Annotated in this window: 17 protein-coding genes; 14 read left to right on the top strand and 3 right to left on the bottom strand. The window is 50.0% G+C overall.

Translation table 11 applies throughout. From position 1 onward, the window contains the following. Positions 1–50: 50 nt before the first annotated feature. Together MKY82_RS18830 and MKY82_RS18825 are read left to right on the top strand one after the other, a co-directional pair. Positions 51–1,022, top strand: a complete 972-nt coding sequence (locus MKY82_RS18830; RefSeq protein ID WP_339294089.1) for a PQQ-binding-like beta-propeller repeat protein — start codon at positions 51–53, stop codon at positions 1,020–1,022. 12 nt (positions 1,023–1,034) lie between these two features. Then, complete coding sequence (locus MKY82_RS18825; RefSeq protein WP_339294088.1) at positions 1,035–1,457, top strand: hypothetical protein; 423 nt, start codon at positions 1,035–1,037, stop codon at positions 1,455–1,457. A 107-nt stretch (positions 1,458–1,564) separates the two neighbouring features. Here MKY82_RS18825 and MKY82_RS18820 read toward each other — a convergent pair whose 3' ends face one another. Together MKY82_RS18820 and MKY82_RS18815 are read right to left on the bottom strand one after the other, a co-directional pair. Next, positions 1,565–1,744: an H-type small acid-soluble spore protein gene (locus tag MKY82_RS18820; RefSeq protein ID WP_194543134.1), complete on the bottom strand. Its 180-nt coding sequence runs from the start codon at positions 1,742–1,744 to the stop codon at positions 1,565–1,567. 11 nt (positions 1,745–1,755) lie between these two features. Beyond that, the gene (locus MKY82_RS18815) at positions 1,756–1,926 is read right to left on the bottom strand and encodes a hypothetical protein (RefSeq protein WP_194543133.1); all 171 of its coding nucleotides are present in this window, start codon (positions 1,924–1,926) and stop codon (positions 1,756–1,758) included. A 147-nt stretch (positions 1,927–2,073) separates the two neighbouring features. Between MKY82_RS18815 and MKY82_RS18810 the strand changes: the two genes are divergently transcribed. The 5 genes from MKY82_RS18810 to MKY82_RS18790 all read left to right on the top strand — a co-directional run bounded on the left by MKY82_RS18810 (position 2,074) and on the right by MKY82_RS18790 (position 6,626). Continuing rightward, complete coding sequence (locus MKY82_RS18810) at positions 2,074–3,060, top strand: phosphotransferase (RefSeq protein WP_339294087.1); 987 nt, start codon at positions 2,074–2,076, stop codon at positions 3,058–3,060. Between the two features lie 35 nt (positions 3,061–3,095). Continuing rightward, the gene (locus tag MKY82_RS18805) at positions 3,096–3,734 is read left to right on the top strand and encodes a hypothetical protein (protein ID WP_194543131.1); all 639 of its coding nucleotides are present in this window, start codon (positions 3,096–3,098) and stop codon (positions 3,732–3,734) included. A gap of 125 nt (positions 3,735–3,859) precedes the next feature. After that, the gene (locus MKY82_RS18800; RefSeq protein WP_339294086.1) at positions 3,860–4,594 is read left to right on the top strand and encodes a class I SAM-dependent methyltransferase; all 735 of its coding nucleotides are present in this window, start codon (positions 3,860–3,862) and stop codon (positions 4,592–4,594) included. Between the two features lie 233 nt (positions 4,595–4,827). Further along, positions 4,828–5,322, top strand: a complete 495-nt coding sequence (locus MKY82_RS18795) for an RNA polymerase sigma factor (RefSeq protein ID WP_339294085.1) — start codon at positions 4,828–4,830, stop codon at positions 5,320–5,322. Beyond that, positions 5,319–6,626, top strand: a complete 1,308-nt coding sequence (locus MKY82_RS18790) for a hypothetical protein (protein ID WP_339294084.1) — start codon at positions 5,319–5,321, stop codon at positions 6,624–6,626. Before MKY82_RS18795 ends, MKY82_RS18790 begins: the two co-directional genes overlap by 4 nt. Positions 6,627–6,856: 230 nt before the next feature. Here the strand turns inward: MKY82_RS18790 and MKY82_RS18785 are convergent, their stop codons facing one another. Beyond that, positions 6,857–8,458, bottom strand: a complete 1,602-nt coding sequence (locus tag MKY82_RS18785; protein WP_220684926.1) for a sialidase family protein — start codon at positions 8,456–8,458, stop codon at positions 6,857–6,859. 131 nt (positions 8,459–8,589) lie between these two features. Between MKY82_RS18785 and MKY82_RS18780 the strand changes: the two genes are divergently transcribed. From MKY82_RS18780 to MKY82_RS18750, 7 genes are all read left to right on the top strand, one after another. Next, positions 8,590–9,645, top strand: coding sequence for a GntR family transcriptional regulator (locus MKY82_RS18780; protein ID WP_339217805.1), 1,056 nt, complete (start codon positions 8,590–8,592; stop codon positions 9,643–9,645). 275 nt (positions 9,646–9,920) lie between these two features. Further along, a complete protein-coding gene (locus MKY82_RS18775; RefSeq protein WP_339217803.1) occupies positions 9,921–10,997 on the top strand; it encodes a GntR family transcriptional regulator in 1,077 nt (358 codons plus the stop codon). Between the two features lie 118 nt (positions 10,998–11,115). Further along, a complete protein-coding gene (locus MKY82_RS18770) occupies positions 11,116–12,498 on the top strand; it encodes a sugar ABC transporter substrate-binding protein (protein ID WP_194543125.1) in 1,383 nt (460 codons plus the stop codon). 101 nt (positions 12,499–12,599) lie between these two features. Then, positions 12,600–13,493 (top strand): sugar ABC transporter permease, encoded by an 894-nt coding sequence (locus MKY82_RS18765; protein WP_071218449.1) that lies wholly within the window; start codon positions 12,600–12,602, stop codon positions 13,491–13,493. A gap of 11 nt (positions 13,494–13,504) precedes the next feature. Continuing rightward, a complete protein-coding gene (locus MKY82_RS18760; RefSeq protein WP_113058931.1) occupies positions 13,505–14,341 on the top strand; it encodes a carbohydrate ABC transporter permease in 837 nt (278 codons plus the stop codon). Between the two features lie 5 nt (positions 14,342–14,346). Beyond that, a complete protein-coding gene (locus MKY82_RS18755; RefSeq protein WP_339294083.1) occupies positions 14,347–16,827 on the top strand; it encodes a family 43 glycosylhydrolase in 2,481 nt (826 codons plus the stop codon). Between the two features lie 37 nt (positions 16,828–16,864). Continuing rightward, positions 16,865–18,631, top strand: coding sequence for a sugar-binding domain-containing protein (locus MKY82_RS18750; RefSeq protein ID WP_220684929.1), 1,767 nt, complete (start codon positions 16,865–16,867; stop codon positions 18,629–18,631). Positions 18,632–18,636: the final 5 nt, after the last annotated feature.

Below are 18,636 nucleotides of genomic sequence, written 5' to 3'. Positions count from 1 at the left end.
GCGTTATATTGGTCGTAAGCAAGAAGCCATAACAAATGGGAGGGGAATTCATGCTTAACATCAAGAAGAAACAATCAAGTATAAGCCTCAAAGCTCGATTACGACGGCGTCTCATTGCAAGCATCGCTGCAGGCATACTTACTGTCCAGGGCGTATTGGTAGTACCACCTTCGCAAGTGAATGCAGAAACGGCCGATGTTTCGGTACGCAACTGGCATAATTCATCAACAATCGAGGTACCCGAACTGAAGCCTTCCTGGACGGTAAAGGTGGACAATTATCTGAATATGGGCGAGAACGATGTTTCAGGTCACCAGGCCATTGCTGAAGAGGGGAAGGTATTTGCATTCGCGGGAAACAAACTCATCGTCATGGATGCGAGCACAGGCAAGCGGTTGTGGAGCTACGGTAAAGACCTGAAACCTTATATTGTTTATGATAATGGCGTTATTTACGGCCTATCGGCAGGTCAGAAGCCATACGCGCTGAATGCAAAGACAGGAAAATTGAAATGGCAGTCGAACACATCCATCTTTATGGATGCGCACCTGCGAACGGAAGCGCTGGTGCCGACTAATGATACGCTCTATGCAATCAAAGGGAGCGCAACTTTCGCTTTTGATAAGGCAACAGGAAAGCTGCGATGGAAAATGAATGAGCCGTCAGGAGAAGGAAACGGCACGGATTACCTTCAGGAGGCGGATGGAGTCATCCTTCGGACGTTCTATGTACAAGGAGCACTAACATCCATTCAACTGAATGCTTATGACAAAAAGACGGGCAAGAAGTTATGGGACCATTTTGGTCAGGGAGAAGCGCTTCATATCAAAGACAATCTCGTGTATTCGGTTGACTATTATTCTCCATTGCTGGCTGATTATCAGTCGCTTCCGGACCGCAAATGGATCGTAAATGTATATAATCTTAAGACAGGCGTAAAGAAGAGCAGCCGAGAGTATAGCTGGAAGATGACGGGGGAGCCGCCATATGAGTACGGCGGGGGCGGCTTATTTATGAACTAAGGGAAGTTATACATGGATCAGGGCAATAAGGTGGCCGAATACAAATTTGACACCTATAAGAAAGGTGAGGTTCCTCTGCGAACTTTTCCTCGCCCTTATGGGGGCGACTGGGAGTTGATCGGACTGGTTCAGGAACGGCTGATTTTCAATAACAGATCGACTGGTGAGCTGGCCGGTACCAAACTTGCAAATGGTCAACGGATCGGATGGAACGGCGATGCACCTGCTGCGCAGATTGATGTGTATGGGAAAGGATTATACCGGGCACAGCGTAACGGTACACTACTCGGCATCAACTTGATGACATCCCGGCCAGTCTTTAAAGTAACGACTGGATCAGATTTACACGAGTCGACCCTAAAGACGAACGGTATGATCATCATCCAAGCAGAGGGGAAGCTCCTCGGAGTAAAGGTACCGGCATCGTTGAAATAAAGGAATAGCTTGTGTGCTACTTGAATCATAACAAAATCCCACCGACGAGTCTGGATGGGATTTTGTTATTTCGGGTTTGATTATATTAGGGTGAATGTCTTCTATACTTATGGATGCTCGGTGAGACTGGATAAAGGGACGGTCATTTCCTGCTCCGAGTTTCCGATCGGATAGACGCGGGCAGTTTCATCCTCATTGACATGCTGGATAAAGATAGGGGTATCCTGATAAGTTACATTTTTCATAATGGCCGATTTCGAAATTTCAATCGCTCTTTGTTTGTTCATGACATAGCTCCTTATTTTGAAGGGTCTTTCAATGGATCAACCCGGCGTTGAGAGGCTTTTTTTATGTCTTGATCCAGTTTCGATTGTCCTTGAATGTCTTCGGCAGCCTCCATTTGATTATTCAGCTGTTGTTCTACTTGTCCAATCCCGTGCGCTTCTTGATGCTGTTTACTCTTCGCCAAAACGATCCCTCCATGTTGTGATAACTTTGTAATCTCTGCATTACTACAATGCACCAAACGAATCGAACTTATACGGCTGTTTGCGTGCGTTCGCGAAGGGTATCTTCCGAAATCATAAGGATCTTAATAAGAATGGAGGCATTATGAATGGCAAGCTCGAAGATATTGCTTCAAGCCGCGGAATCTTTTGAATTTAATATAAGGACGTTAATCTTCCTGAGCAACTCGACCAATGAAGTATATCGTTTTACTAAGGGTGATCAATCCTATATCTTGCGGTTATCTCAGAAATCACACGAGTATGCACCGAAGATCAGGGCGGAGATGGATTGGCTTTATTACTTAGTAAAGAACGGTGTACGTGCTTCATTACCCATTCATACATGTAATCATGAATCAATGGCCGTGTTCTATGATGAAGATAAGTGGTATATCGCAACTGCTTTTCACGAGGCAGCAGGTCGTTTTTTTGATAAACACAATGAGCAGTTATGGGGCCCGAAGATATTCAGGAATTGGGGAGAAACCATGGGAAGGATGCATAGACTGTCGACATCATATGAACCACCTGACATCCTTGGGAAGAGAGACACCTGGAGTAGAAGAAGTATGAATAATCCTCATCTGCAGCGAGGCCATTTCTATATGCTTCTTGAAAAATTGATTTCCATGGAAAGTACGATTGATTCACTGCCGAGGGGGAGCGATTCGTTTGGACTGATACATCATGACTTTCATCCGTATAATTTTTTTATCAACAACAGTGAAATAACGGTCTTTGACTTTGACGATAGTATCTATGGCTGGTTTTCGTTAGACATTGCAATAGCAGCCACTCATGCCGTTTGGTGGGGAGTGCATGCAGAAGATCGTGTCACCAAAAGCAGGTTTGCCCAACAGTTCTTGCATGAATTCCTCATGGGTTACGAGAAGGAACACCAGCTCTCCGAATACTGGAAACGAACAATCCCCTTGTTTATGGAGTATAGAAATATTTGTTCTTACTTCTGGTGGTTAAGTGAATGGAATGGTGATGAGAGCAGCTTTACAGAGGACCAACGGAATGCAATAGACTACGCTGTTAAGCTGATTGAGAGAGGTTTGCCTTTTGATGGCTGCGATATTCAAGTGTAGCACCGTCGATAGCATAGATTAAAGGAGGTAGTGCATTGAGATTTAAAGCGTGTATTTTGATTGTCTTCATGATTCTAACGGGGTGCTTTGCAGGAACCAAAGAGCAGATCTCACCTGAGAACAATTCGGCAGCTGCCGAGATCCAATTGACACCCGTGGATTTGTTCCAAGGGGACGCAGCAAAGTTTAAGTTATTCCTCGGTCCGATGACGGGTGCATTTACATTAAAGTATGAGGGAAATAAACCTAATGTCAGCTTGGATATTGATATTTGGAAGAACGGGCAGAAGGTAGATTCGGCAGGGTCGATCGGAGATTTGTTTTACAGTTCGGACGAGCAAAAGGACAGCAACGAAGTAGAACTAATCATATCCGTGGACACGGAATCCAAAGAAGGTCTCGAGGAGTTCAGAAAGATTAAAGTCAACACCAATTCCCATTCGGGATCAAGCCTGACTACCTTTACCATTCCTTGGGACAAAACGTTGATGGCACAAGGATTGATTCAGGATACGCGCCCACGTTCGTTTACGATCGATCAGCCGGTACATGTATTTGGCATGCATGCTACAAGTTCTAATGAAATACATACAGCGGACCTTACAACGGATTCGTTAAGAAAAACGGAGTGGGCACTTGTGTTCACCTTGCGTCTGAATGAAGATATGGAATAAACGGTTTGAGTTAGAATGATTGATCCAAGATCACGTTTAAAGCAGAAAAAAGTCTGGCGTTGAGAAATGTAAATAGGCTCAATATAATGGGGTGGAATTACAAAAACGTGAAGGGGAGATTTAAGTTGAAGCAAAACAAGTATGACGATCAGGGATTTTTTGAAAATTACAATCAACTCCCCCGTTCCATCAAAGGATTAGAAGGTGCAGGAGAATGGCGTGCCTTTCGATCGATGTTTCCGGATCTTAGTGATAAAAAGGTGCTTGATCTCGGCTGCGGATTCGGGTGGCACTGCAGGTACGTAAGAGAGCAGCATGCGAGGTCTGTGGTCGGGGTGGATATCTCAAGGAACATGCTGGAGAGGGCAAGATTGATGACCGATGACACGAATATAGAATATGTGCAGTCCGCAATAGAGGACTATGACTACCCTGCTAACGAGTTTGATGTCGTGATTAGTTCGCTTGCACTTCATTACATTCGTGATTTCGAGGATATCTGTAAAAAGGTATATCAGAGTCTAACGGTTGGAGGTTCGTTCGTCTTTTCAGTTGAACACCCAGTGTTTACTGCTGTGGCCGAACAAGATTGGTATTATAGCCCGGACGGGAAGAAGCTGCATTGGCCTTTGGATCACTACCATGAGGAAGGAGGACGTCAATCTAGATTTCTTGATCATGATGTTACCAAGTACCATCGGAATATAGCCACACAGATAAATGCGTTAGTGAAAACCGGATTCCAGTTTAGGGAAATGTCTGAACTTAAACCAGAACGCGAGCAGATTGAGGATCCGGAATGGCATGACGCATTAAGGCGCCCCATTTTCTTATTGATCGCCGCAGATAAGCAGGTCTGAACAGCTTGCACAAAACAAACGGAGGGACACCTAAACAGGTGTCCTTTTTCGTTCATAGGAGAATCGGTAAAGGTGACGACCATTCCATATTAAACTGCCGGATAATATTCATTTGATTTCGGGAACTTTCATCGACCTTATGGAGTCTGTTTTGGTAAGGGGGGCGAACAGCTTGAGGGAGATGCAGATACAGCATTCTGCGGAACTGAATATATCGGACATACGGGATGCTGATGGAATCCTACGGTGAGGATGTCTGGAATTATGCTTACGTGATCACCAGAAATTCACATACAGCGGATGATATCGCGCAGGATGTGTTTATTAAAGCTTATCAAAAGGTTGCCTTCTTTCGCGGGGAGGCTTCCATCAAAACCTGGCTGCTCAAAATCACCCGAAACACAGCGCTTTCCTATATGAAACGAGCGTTTTTGCGCAGAGTGGTGCTGATCGGCGGGCGATCGCCGGGTGATGGACTGAACGGGACGACGTCTTCGCCATCTGCCGAGTCGGAGTATTTGAAACAGGAGGAAGCGGATGAGCTGTGGCAGGAGGTTCTAAAGCTGCCCGGTAAATTTCGAGACCCCCTCGTGTTGAGTGTGCATCATCAGCTATCCATAGAGGAAATATCCGGCATTACCGGTCTTTCGCCAGGGACGGTAAAGTCTAGAATTTACAGAGCCAAACAGAAGGTTGCAGCCAGATTCGGAAGGAGCGAACGACGATGAATGAATGGAAGCCGGATTGGAACCGGAGACTGGCCAGCCCCCCTTTTAAGAATCGGCGCTTTGGGGCTGACATGATGGAGGCCGTGGAGAAACAGCTTAAAGTTGTTGAAAAAAATCGATCCCGCTTTGGATGGAGCCGAGCCGCTGTGGTTATCGTTCCAGCTTTGCTGCTTGTGCTCGGCGTTGGGGTCTGGTTCGGAAACCAGGCCCCATCTATTCCCCAACCGGTAGCTCCAAGTCCAGGTAATCCAGTTATACAGGGAGGAGGAACGTTTGAATCCAGCTTCTTACTTGGGGGTGGAGGCGACTTCGATTGGTGGAACCTTGCGAAAAATGAAGTCAAACAGGCTAACGACCGTACGATTGTGACACTGGCCGCAGCACTCTTACAGCGAGAGCTGGGCATCTGGGGAGGCCCATCGCCTGACATATGGGAGCATTCCGAGGTGAAATGGCCGCTTGACCGCTATGATGTGTCCAGCCCTTGGGTGTATGAAGTGCACGTAAAGGAGATAAACGCAGAAGAAGCACAAACTGTATATCAACTTCGTCTGCTGCTGCGGGATTCGATTCCGATGACGTATGAGGAAACGATAGACGTTACCATCCGTAACGATTCGCACAAAATCTCGCTTATTGAGCAAATAGACATAGACGAAACGGGAGCGCCTATGAATGAAATCAAGGCTGGAGACGAACAGGGGAATACCGTGATATTAAAGGAGGATGCGGAGATTGGCCTGAAGATTACAGGAACTCTGGTTCAAAAAGAAGGGATGATCCGCTCCATCCACGTTCAGTATGGCGACATGGAACACACCTTTCATGATTGGAAGAATGTGAGCAACGAAACCTACTATCCGGACGTTGCGTTGCTGCCTGCAAAAAACAACAAGGAGGATGTCCTTGCAATCATTTTGACAACCGGTTACGGTACCAGCATTAGAGAATCGGAGTTGAAACTTCTGACAGAAAATTTTAGACAAGTGATGTCAGCCGATCCGGTGCTTGCGGTAAAATCCAGACTTAGCTATAGTGCGACAGCAGAAGCGGGAAAACGGATCTTTCAATTCACGCTGGACGGGGTAACTCGCACATTTGAATATATGGAGGAAGACGCGGGATATTGGCTGGATCAGCCCGCGCTTGGCAACATGGTTAGGTATTACGTTGAGGGAGGCATCTTATATGCATCGGTGCCGATACAGGTTTCGCCTGGCGAATTCCCGGTCGCGGTCCGGCTGCGGTACGAATACGACGGTACAGCGTTTCTTGTGTCGGAAGCCATGTATGGAGAGATGTAAGCCGGCGAGATCAAGGGATGATCATTCATACAACGAATATTGACATAGGGCATGAAGTAGATATATTAGCTGACTATAATGAGAAGGGGCCGTCCTATGTCATCTATGATGACTTATGGACGACCCTGGAACTAAAGTAAAACCAACTTTAATGCATCCTTAACTGCTTCCATCGTTGAATGGATTCATTTCATTTAGACGATTGATTTTAGCCGGAAGTTATATTCCTGTCAGTTTCGGAAGAACTCGACCTGATCGATATCCGCCCATTGGGAAGAGGACGAATTGGATACGTAAAATCCGATCGTTGCCTTTCCGCTCGTCACTTGAATATTGGATATCGTGACAGGTGTCCACGCCGTCGTCACCGGACACCCGGTTTGAAGCATGCTGCCTCCATACTCCTTCACTTCCATGACACAGCTGTTCTGGCCCCCGCTGCTGCGCATGCGTGCTCGCATCGTATACGTGCCGTTATCGAGACCGCTAATCGTCTGTCCGACATATGCGGTCGAAGGTCCGCTTGTGCCTGCGAGACCGACAAAGTATGAGCCTTCGGCAGCGGGAAGTCCAACGCCGTCATTGGCTCCATGAATAAGAATCCGATTCGGGTAATCATCGCCGTACGTAGTCCAGCCCGCCACATTGGCTGTTTCAAAGCCGGGATTGTTAACCAGATTGGTTTGCGGCGGTGTTACGGTATGCCCGAAGCGCAGATAGATGCCGTTTGACGGATAAGTTGCGCTGGTGACGGCAGCAACACGAGTGGAATCAACGGCCATTAGCGCATTCCAGTTGGAGGATTTCGTATCAGATACCGGAAACACGTTGGTTTTGTACTGCCATGACGCGCCGTTATCGGAGCTGATCATCGTAAACATCGATGAGTAAGGATCCCCCGTGTTGGCGCTGCTTTCATCTGTTTGGAATGCAGCCATAAGACGACCGTCGGCGAGCTTAACGACGAACGGAGCGCCCGCTTTTTTGCCATTGCCGCTGGGCACGTACATCGTTTGACGGGGAACCGACCAATTGAAGCCGTCCGGCGAAATTTTATATTTGATGACAAAAGGGTGGCCGGCAACGTCCGAGGCTTCGAAAACGGTTATATACCGCCCGTCGTTCATTTGCGTGATGACCGGCATGCCGTCGCGGGAGCCGGCGGCAACTCCGTCACTGACCGTGATCCGGCTGCCCCAGCCGCTTCCGTTCCAGGTCTTCATATACAAATTTTGCAGGCCGGTCGTTCCGACCGCTGCCGGACTGTCGTCCGCATAAAGCACGGCAATCGTGCCGTTGATCATATCCAAATGCGGCTCCCACAAACCTTTAAAGCTGGAGGCGGTTGAACTCCCGATCAATCCGCCCGGTAAATCGCTCCAGGTGTGACCACCGTCGAGACTTCGCCGGACATTAAGCTGGATCTCATAGGTGGAGCCATTCTGAACGACCTGCCGATAGGCTAACCAGATTTCCCCGCTCGGCAGCCTTAACATTTGACCGTTCCCCACATTGCCCGCGGTGCTTGAGACAGCTGTGACCGGAGTGCTCCATGTATAGCCACCGTCCTGCGTTCTGGAGACCACAATGCGCGTGTTGCCACCGCCAGCGTTGGTGTCGAAGGATACGAGCCACTCGCTTGGCGTAAGCTTGAGCAGCCTTGGGTACCATACACCTCCCGATGGCGGCGTATAGATGGCAATCTGCTGCGAAGCCCATGCCATGCCTGATGAAGCGGCATGAACCGGCGACAATGGAATTGCCGTTAGAGCAAGTGCAAGCATAACAATGAACGAAAGTGGTTTCTTCCAGAAGCCTGTGTTCCGTTTCATATGCAATTAACCTCCCAACCCGAATTAGAAAGCGCTTTCTAAAATGGATTGTATCGTAATTAATATCATTTAAGATATACTAAATATATATTATTTTTCATTCGGGACTGACATAAAAAGAGAGGTCAGACATGGAGCAACCGTTATATAAACGTATTCAGAACGATATACGCCAGCGCATTCAGAGCGGCGAGTTGCAAGCAGGAGCCTTGATACCTTCGGAGAAGGACTTGGCCCAGCGGTACGGTGTAAGCCAGATTACATCCAAAAACGCGCTCAACGGTTTGGTGGAGGAAGGCTTGTTAGTGCGATATCGGGGAAAGGGCACCTTCGTTCGGGAGCTGGTCATTCCGGAAGAGCCGCATCTACAGTCGGGTACGAAAAAGACGATCGCGATTATTATGCCGACGATGAAAACCAAGATCGACCAGCAGCTGCTGGACGGTCTGGAACGCTATTGTACGGATAGGGGATACGATCTTGTGATTCGCATTACACGCGAGTCACAAGAGGAAGAATACCGAGCGATCAAGCAGTTCCAGGAACGAGGAGTCGACGGGTTCATCATTTTCCCTGTCGAGCAGGAAAGCTACAATAACGCGATTCTGCGCTTGTCGCTCGACCGGGTTCCCTTGGTGCTTGTTGACCGTTTCTTGAAAGAGATCAAGGCGTACAGCGTCAGTTCGGACAATTATGCAGGCGTTCGGGAAGCTATATCCAGTCTGCTTGCTGCTGGGCACATGCGCATTGCCTTCCTGTCACCGGAAATTACAAATTCGGTTACGGACGAAAGAGCCAAAGGCTTCGAGGCCGCTTTCATGGAACAAGGCTTGCCTATAGATAAGACACTGTGGTGCATGCTGGATTTGGAGACCATAGCAGAGGGGAACGGACAACGGGAGGTCGTTCGTTTCCTGAGCGAACAGCGCGATATCACTGCCGTCTTTGCCGTTAACGCGGAATTGGCCCGCTATGCCCATTATGCCATTCGGGAGATTTGGAAGGGGGCGGGGAACGAACCTCAGCTGGCCGCGTTTGACGATCCGGATCTTGATGGCATTCCTTTCATCCGTCAGCGATTGGATGAAGTAAGTCGGCGTGTCGTCGATTTGCTGTCGGAACAATTGTCCGGTACGCACGAGCCAAGGCGTGAAGTCGTACCAGTCCAGTGGATAAGGCCGGAATGATCTCGACTTCACCTAGTACAATTTAAGAATCAATGAAATAGCCCGCCAAGAAACGGTCTGAACTAAGTTCAGACCGTTTCTTTTTTTGAAGATATCAGAAAGTATAAATTTCGAAGCTTGGGCATTTCCCGATATCGCAAGAAAAAGATCCTATAAAGGCAGTCAGACTCCTTTACGAATCCTCTCGATTGATGTTTTAGTCATTTACAAAAGCGAAGTTATATTATAATAATATACTAAATATACTATTTAAATTATAAAGGTTGTGATGGGCATTGAAATCTCTGCCGCTATACAAAAAAATACAGGAAGATATCAAGCGGCTGATCGCCATCGGCAAGCTGCGGGAAGGCGACCGGGTCCCTTCGGAGAAGGAACTGTCCGAACGTTACCGCGTCAGTCAAATTACAAGCAAAAATGCGCTGGTTGGACTGATGGAGGAAGGCTTGCTCGTCCGGATTCAAGGCAAGGGCACCTTTGTCATGAGCAAGCCGGAGCACGCCACGGCGATTGATCAGTTGGGAGAATGGACGGCAGGTCCGGGCAAAAGCGGGCGGATCGGGTTAGTGCTGCCGACGATGAAAACGAAAGTGGACCAGCGTTTTTTGGATAACATCGAGAAATATGCGTCTGCCGCAGGCTATGAAGTGATGCTGAGAATTACGCGCGAATCCCAGCTCGAGGAATCCAAGGTCATCTCGTCCTTTCTCAAGCAAGGGGTGGACGGCATGATCATTTTTCCGGTTGAAAACGAGACCTACAACGATTCGATTCTGAGGCTCTCGCTGGACCGTTTCCCCTTCGTTCTGATCGACCGGTTCTTGAAGGAGATCAAGACGTACAGTGTAAGCTCGGATAACGTAAACGGCACAAGGGAAGCCGTTGAATATTTGCTTAACAAAGGCCATTCGTCTATCGCGTTCATCTCTCCCGAAATTACGAATACGGTGACGGACGAGAGGGCCCAAGGGTTTGAGCAGGCATTTCTGGAGCATGGATTGTCGATCGACAAAAGCTTATGGTGTCTCCTCCCGCTGGATGAGATCGCATCGGGTCAATCCGTCGAACACATCAGAGTGTTTATAGATGACAATCCCCATATTACCGGCATCATTACGGCCAATACGGAGCTGTGCAGAAATGCCTATAAAGCGGCAGTTGCATCGCGTAGGCAGGTGCCGGACGAACTGGAGCTGATCACGTTCGATCCGCCGGATCTGCCGAATGTGCCGTACATCCGCCAAAACGAGGAGGAGATGTGCCGGTTGACCGTAGAGCTGCTAATTGAGCAGATCGAAGGGGCTTTTGAGGCGAGAAGAATCGTGGTGCCGGTCATGCTGGTGAAAGAATAAGGGGAAAGATCGAAAAACAAATTTTATACTAAATATAGTATATAAAATTATATTATTATAAGTTACTATGATTTCGTAAAGCGCTTACACCACATCTTTTAAAGAAGAGGGGAATCGCATGAAATCGAAGAACAAATTCGCAGGCATGATCATGCTGCTGCTGATGTTCGCGTTAACCGCTTGCAGCGGCGGCAATGGACCAAATGACGGGGCTGCACCAACCACCCCGGACACTTCATCACCAGGCAATGAAGCTTCCGCCGGGAAGGACCCTAAAGAACCTGTAACGATTGAGTTTATGGGCCACGGCAATCCGAACGAAAAAAAGATTTTCGAAAAGCTGATCGCTTCCTTCGAGGAGAAGAACCCGCACGTCACCGTTAAATACACTTCGGTACCGCCAGGCGAATACTCGCAGAAGATGACGACGCTGATCAGCTCCGGCAAGGTTCCGGACGTATTCTACGTCGGGGGCCCCGAGTTTTACCGCTTCGCGGAAGCCGGAACGCTTCTCAACATTCAGTCCTATCTGGATAAGACCTCGTTGTTTAATCCCGATAACGTATGGAAGCAGGCGATGGACCGCTACCGCTTTGACGGCAGTAAGGTTGGCGCCGGAGATGTGTACGGACTGCCGAAGGACGTAGGACCATGGTCATTTGTCTATAACAAGGATTTGTTTGACGAAGCGGGGGTGCCTTACCCTTCCGCAACGGCAGGGGAATGGACCTGGGACGACATGCTGGAAGCAGCCCAAAAGCTGACGGTCGACGATAACGGCGACGGAAAGCCCGATCAATATGGTGTAGGCGCTTACAGCCTGGAATCGGCGGTGTGGGGCAACGGCGGTGAATATATCGATTACGCCACCGGCACGGTCAAGGTGAACGAGCCCGAATTTTATGAGGCGATGCAATTTGTTGCTGACCTGAACCTGAAGCATAAGGTCAGCCCGAATCAGGAAGCCGAGCAAGCGATGAATGCTTATACCCGCTTTATTAACGGCCAACTGGCGATGTTTGCGATGGGCCCTTGGGATCAACCTGCATTCTGGGAGCTGCCTTTCGGTTGGGACATTGCGGCGTGGCCGGCAAGCCCGAATACGGGAGAAACGGCGACCTGGCTCGGCTCGATGGGATTTGCCGTTTCGGCGAAATCCAAACACCCGCAGGAAGCGTTCGACTTGGCGGCCTTCCTGTCCCTGGATGAGCAAGGGCAGCGCGAAAATTACCAGCTCGGTCAAGCGGTTCCTAATCTGATCGACATGGCGGAAGGCGAATTTAAGGAAATGGACAAAGGACCTCAGACACGTCAAGTATTCCTCGATATTATCCAAGATTACGGACGTCCGGACGTGGTAGCTTTCTCTAAGGATACGCAATGGATGGATATGTTCAACCAGAACGCGAGCAAAGTATGGAACGGTGAGATGTCGGCGAAAGACTTTACGGCCCAGATCCAGCCGAAGATGCAGGAGCTGTACGACAAAGGCAATAAATAATGCCGTCAGGGCAGGTGGCGTCAATTATTCATATCGGCGCCCCCCGCCGTACGGATATCCTGTCATGTCATAACGAAATACAGGCGAAGGTGGAATGAAATATGGGTACCAAGCTTGGCGGGTATCGCAGAAGAGAGCTGGCGTGGTTGTATCTGTTTGTCGCTCCGCCAGTTCTCGGGTTTCTTTTGTTCGGCCTTGTGCCGATCTTGTTCTCGATCTATATCAGTTTTCACAAATGGGATATGCTTACCGATCCGCAGTGGACGGGGCTCGCAAACTATAAGGATCTATTGAAAGACGAGAAAGTGTTCAAATCGTTGTACAATACAGTCTATTTGATGATCGGCATTCCGCTCGGCATGATACTGTCGATGCTGCTGGCCATATTGATGAACCGCAAATTCGCCGGCATCTCGTTCATGCGAACGATCTATTACCTTCCGGTCATATCGCCGATTATCGCGGTATCCCTGCTGTGGCAGTGGATTTTGAATCAGGATTACGGATTGCTCAACAACTTTCTGTGGGAAACATTCGGCATCACGGGGCCTAACTGGCTGGGCAAGCCGGAGTGGGTGAAGCCTTCGCTCATCCTGATCGGGCTGTGGAGCGGCATCGGCGGGAACATGGTGCTGTATCTTGCAGGATTGCAATCGATCTCCTCGACGTATTATGAGGCTGCGGAAATCGATGGCGCTGGTGCATGGCACAAGCTGACGCGAATTACGATCCCGCTGCTCACGCCGATTCATTTTTTTGTCATCGTTATGGGCATCATCGGTGCGTTCCAGTCATTCAGCCAGATTTACGTGCTTGCGGTGGATGGCGGACCGGAATACAGCGGCGCTACGGTCGTCTACTACATTTTCCAGCATGCGTTCGAGTACTTCAACATGGGCTATGCCAGCGCGGTGGCCTGGGTACTGGGCATTCTCATCTTTATCGTCACGCTCATTCAATTTAAGCTTTCCAATCGTTGGGTTTACCAAGACTAGGGGGGAAATCTGTGAAACGGGAAAAAATGACGGACCTCTGGTCGCTGCTGCTGTTGTTATGCGGTTCGATCTTTATGGTCGCACCGTTCATATGGACCATATCGACCTCGTTAAAGGATCGGCGAAACGTATTTGAAATTCCTCCACAATGGATTCCCGATCCGTTTACGTTCGACAACTATGCGAAGGTTTGGCTGGAGTCGCCCTTGCTGCATGGATTTATGAACAGCTTGATCATCGTGGTGATCGTCCTGACGATCGGGATGCTGATATCCGCGATGTCGGCCTATGCCTTTGGCAAATTCGAATTTCCTTACAAAGGCATGCTGTTCATGGGTTTGCTCGGGACGATGATGATTCCGTATTCGGTCGTTATGATACCGCAGTATATCGGATTCTCCAGGCTGGATTGGGTGGATACACTGCTGCCGCTCATCATACCTGGCCTGTTCGGCAACATCGTTGTCATCTTTTTCATCCGCCAATATTTGCAAAGCGCGATGCCAACGGAATTGATTGAAGCGGCGAAGATCGACGGCTGCAGCTTTCCGGGCATTTTCTTCAAGATCGCGCTGCCGATCATGAAGCCCGCGCTCGCCGCCCAAGCTGCCCTCGGCTTTATGGGCATCTGGAACGATTTTCTCGGTCCGCTGATTTACCTGCATACGCCCGAGAAGCAAACGATTCAAGTGCTGATCGCTTCCATGCAGGCGATGTACATTGGCCAGTCGGATTATCCGATGATCATGGCCGCCGCCATCATCGCCATGGTGCCGGTGATCATCGTGTTCTTTTTTTGCCAACGATACTTTATCGAGTCGATGGCAATCAGCGGAATCAAGGGGTGAGACACATGCCAATAAGTATGCCGCGCCTGTCGAAGATCGTTTGTTGTCTTGGCATGTTAGGATTAGCGGCCGGATTGGCATTGTCGGGATGCGATTCAAGAACGAAACCGGAGGCGGTCGATTTGGACATTTACAACGAAAAGATGTACGCCAATCCTTTTCCTTCCCTAGAGGAAGAATGGGAGGATTACGGCAATGGTGACCCGTATATACTGCGGCATGACGGCCGCTATTATCTGTATGTAAGTACAAAGGATCACCGGACGGGCATCAAGGCGTGGATATCGGACAATCTGGTTGATTGGAGGTATGCGGGTCTGGTGACGGAGGATTCCGTATCGACCGGCGCCTACGCACCTGAAGTGATTTACTGGAACGGCTGGTTCTATCTCTATACGTCTCCGGCAGGAAAGGGGCATTATGTGTTTCGCAGCGAATCGCCGACAGGCCCGTTCGAACGGATCTCCGACAACGTTGGGATGAGCATTGACGGCTCGGTATTTATCGACGATGACGGCTCCTGGCTGTTCACCCATGCTGGTTCGTCGGGCATTGTCGGCGTTCCGATGGATGGTCCCGCCGAATTCGGGGTGGGCCAGACGATCCCAGGGCCCTATCTGGGGCATTGGACGGAAGGGTCCATGATCATCAAACGGAACGGAACCTATTACATGACCTATACCGGGAATCATGTATTCAGCAAAGGCTACCGCATTCATTATGCCGTGTCGCATGATTCGGCGCTAGGTCCGTACACCATTCCGGCCAACAACCCGCTCGTCATCAGCACTAAGCCGGACTTTTACGGGCTTGGCCACAGCTCGACGGTAATGGGGCCCGATCTGGATTCCTATTATCTCGTCTATCATAACTTGACGGGAAGATCCCAGGAGGGCCCGCCCGTACGTCGGATGAACATCGACCGGCTTGTATTCAACGGAGACAAGATGGAGATTCTGGGGCCTACGAATTACGATCAGCCCGTCCCGGGAGGGCCGGTCTTTGCTGATAGGCTGGACGCAGAAGCCATCGATCAAAGCCTCTGGGAAGCAGCGGATTCAGGAGGAAGTGCACAAATCATTAGCAAGGTGAGCACGGATGGAGTCTTTACTGCCGAATATAACTTGGTTCCATCGAAGGCCCCCGTTGCCGCGTTGTTTGCGTATCAGGACGCGAATCAATACGGGTTCGCCGAAATCGATCCGGAGCAAAACGGGTTATCCTTAGGCAGAATGCAGGACGGCAGCCGCAAGGTGCTTGCCACGGTGGAGCTTCCCGCAGATACGGATTGGTCCAAGCTGCACACGATTCGCGTCGAGCGCGGAGAAGATCGGCTGCGCGTTTATCTGGACGGCGTTCTGAAGCTGGATCAATCGGCGGTACCGTTCGGACCAGGTAAAATCGGTTATCGATACCAAACCGGCGAGCCGAGCTTTTCGTATACGGCATTCTCGAATCACGCCTCCGGCAGCAGCGACTTCGAAACGGCCAAGCCGCTTCCCGGCAGCATGGAAGCCGTGCACTACTTAAGCGGTGAAGGCAGAGGCTTCTCGGTCCGCCACCCATCGGAAGCAGGCGCATGGCGCGGTTCGGACGGTACGGCGATTAAGATGGCTGAGGATGGAAGCTATTCTGCTTCGCTGACGGATAAAGGCGACTGGTTGCGTTATGCCGTGAACGTGTCGGAATCCGGAACGTATGCGCTGGACCTGACGGTCAAGGCCAGAATGGGGCCGACATCCTTCAAGCTGCTCGTGGACGATAAGAAGGTCGAAAACTATAAAGTTGACGGCAGCCATTACTCGGGTAGCGGTAGCGAACCTTGGGTTAAAATTCGGGTTGGGTCTCTAAAGCTCGAAAAGGGATTACATAGCCTTGCCATTCAATTGGACAGCGACCATACGATGGAATGGAAAACGATGGACTTCGAGCTGGTCGACATGCAAACGTTCAAATTGGAGAATCTTCTGGAACAAACAAGCTCCGAGGATGTTCACGGCCAATGGATCGAAACGGACGGTGGGTATGCCGGCGCGGCCAATTCCGATGCCAAGATGTATGGCGGAAGCCCCCTTTGGACCGATTATCGCATCCGAACGACCGTGAAGCTGGGCGACGATCCGTCCGGTCAGGCGGGTGTACTCTTTCGAGTGACTAACGAGTCGGATTTCCGGGATCAAGTGAGTGATTCGCTAATGGGATATTTCCTTGCGGTCAGCGCTACGAAGCTTGAGCTGTACAAACATAATTACGATTCCGAATTACTGCATAGCGTCAAGGTTTCGCTGAAAGCGAACGAGCCGGCAAGCTTGCGAATTGAAGCGGTACGAGGCACGATTCGCGTATATGTGCAGGACGGGGAAGAGCCGATCCTGACATATGATGATCCCCGGGCATTCATGCAGGGGAGATTAGGCCTGCGATCGGTTCATGCAGAGCAGATCGAGCTCGGCGACTTAACGGTGGAATCCATGGGTACGAAATAGAAACGATAAACTAACAGAAGATGGAGAGTGGAACATAATGTCTAGCTCGCACAAATATATTAAAGACTATCCTAGACCGCAATTGGTGCGTGAAAACTGGGAAAATCTGAACGGGGAATGGGATTTCCGTTTTGACGATGCATGGGAAGGGGAGAGCGGCAAGTGGTACGACCGTCTTGAAGCCGACCGCAAAATTACGGTCCCCTTCGCGTTCGAGACGAAAGCAAGCGGCATTGCGGATGAATCATTCCATCCCTGCGTATGGTATGAGCGGATGGTTGCCATACCTGCCAAGGAAGCAGGCAAACGTATCCTGCTGCATTTTCAAGCGGTCGATTACTCGGCGACCCTGTGGGTCAACGGACACAAAGTCGGCACGCATGAGGGCGGATACGCAGCCTTTTCCTTTGACATTACCGAAGCGGTTGAGGTCGGCCGGGAGAACCGGATTACCGTTCGAGCCGTGGACAGCAACAGCTGTACCCAACCGCGAGGCAAGCAGCGGTGGATGCAGGACAACTTCGGCTGCTGGTACGTGCAGACGACAGGGATATGGCAGACGGTATGGATGGAGTATGTGAATCCGATTCATATCAACCGGGTAAAAATAACGCCGGAGCTGGAACGCGGGTCGGCAAACTTCTGTTACGAACTGGGTAACGCTGGGCAGGACTACAACGGATTGACCCTGCAGACCATCATCCGGTTTGACGGTAAGCTGATCCGGTCGACGGAAACGAGCGTAGAGCGCGGCACCGTAGCAGTTGACGTGAGCGTTGTTAACGAGGCCGTGGGCGAGTGGAAGATCAAGCCGTGGCATCCGAACCATCCGAATTTATACGACGTCGAGATGATTCTGAAGCAAAACGGAAAGCCGGTCGACACGGCCTATTCTTATTTCGGCATGCGGAGCATCCGGATCGTAGGCGATCAGGTCATACTGAATCATACGCCGATCTATCAGAGACTGCTGCTGGACCAGGGCTATTGGAACGATACGCATTTGACGCCTCCATCGGAGGAAGCGCTGCTGGAAGACATCGACAAAACGCTGGCCCTCGGCTTTAACGGTGTGCGCAAGCATCAGAAGCTGGAGGATCCCCGGTACTTATATTGGTGCGATCGCAAAGGGCTGCTGGTATGGTCGGAGATGCCGTCAACCTACGAATTCGGGGACGATGCGGTTGAGCGATTCACGAATGAATGGATGGCTGTCGTCCGACAGCATTACAATCATCCTTCCATCATTGCATGGGTACCGTTCAACGAGTCCTGGGGGATAACTGACATCGCCACCGACCGCAAGCAGCAGCAATTTACGGAGTCGATCTATCATTTGACCAAGGCATTCGACCAGATGCGGCCGGTCATCGTGAACGACGGCTGGGAACATACGATTTCGGATATCATTACACTCCACGATTATGAAGAGATAGGCGCTATGCTGGAAGAGCGATATCGGGACAAAGACGCGCTGTTGGGCAATAAATTCGCGCATAACACGCATCGTTATCCATTCGCGCAGGGGTATGGCTATCGAGGCCAGCCTGTGATCATCAGCGAATACGGCGGCATCGCCTTTACAAGCGAAGAGGGCTGGGGCTACGGCAATCAAGTTCGTAACGAGGACGAATTTTTGAAGCGATACGAAGGAATTACGCAAGCGATTAAAAATTTGCCATACGTGAGCGGATTCTGCTATACGCAAATTACGGACGTTCAGCAGGAAGTGAACGGCTTGCTGACGATCGAGCGCAAACCGAAAGTGAATATGGAAGCGATTCGAAGCATTAACCTGGCGTAATCGAA

The organism is Paenibacillus sp. FSL W7-1279, assembly GCF_037969845.1.
In the GTDB taxonomy this organism is placed as follows: domain Bacteria; phylum Bacillota; class Bacilli; order Paenibacillales; family Paenibacillaceae; genus Paenibacillus_AQ.
This window is presented reverse-complemented; position numbering and strand designations above follow the sequence as displayed.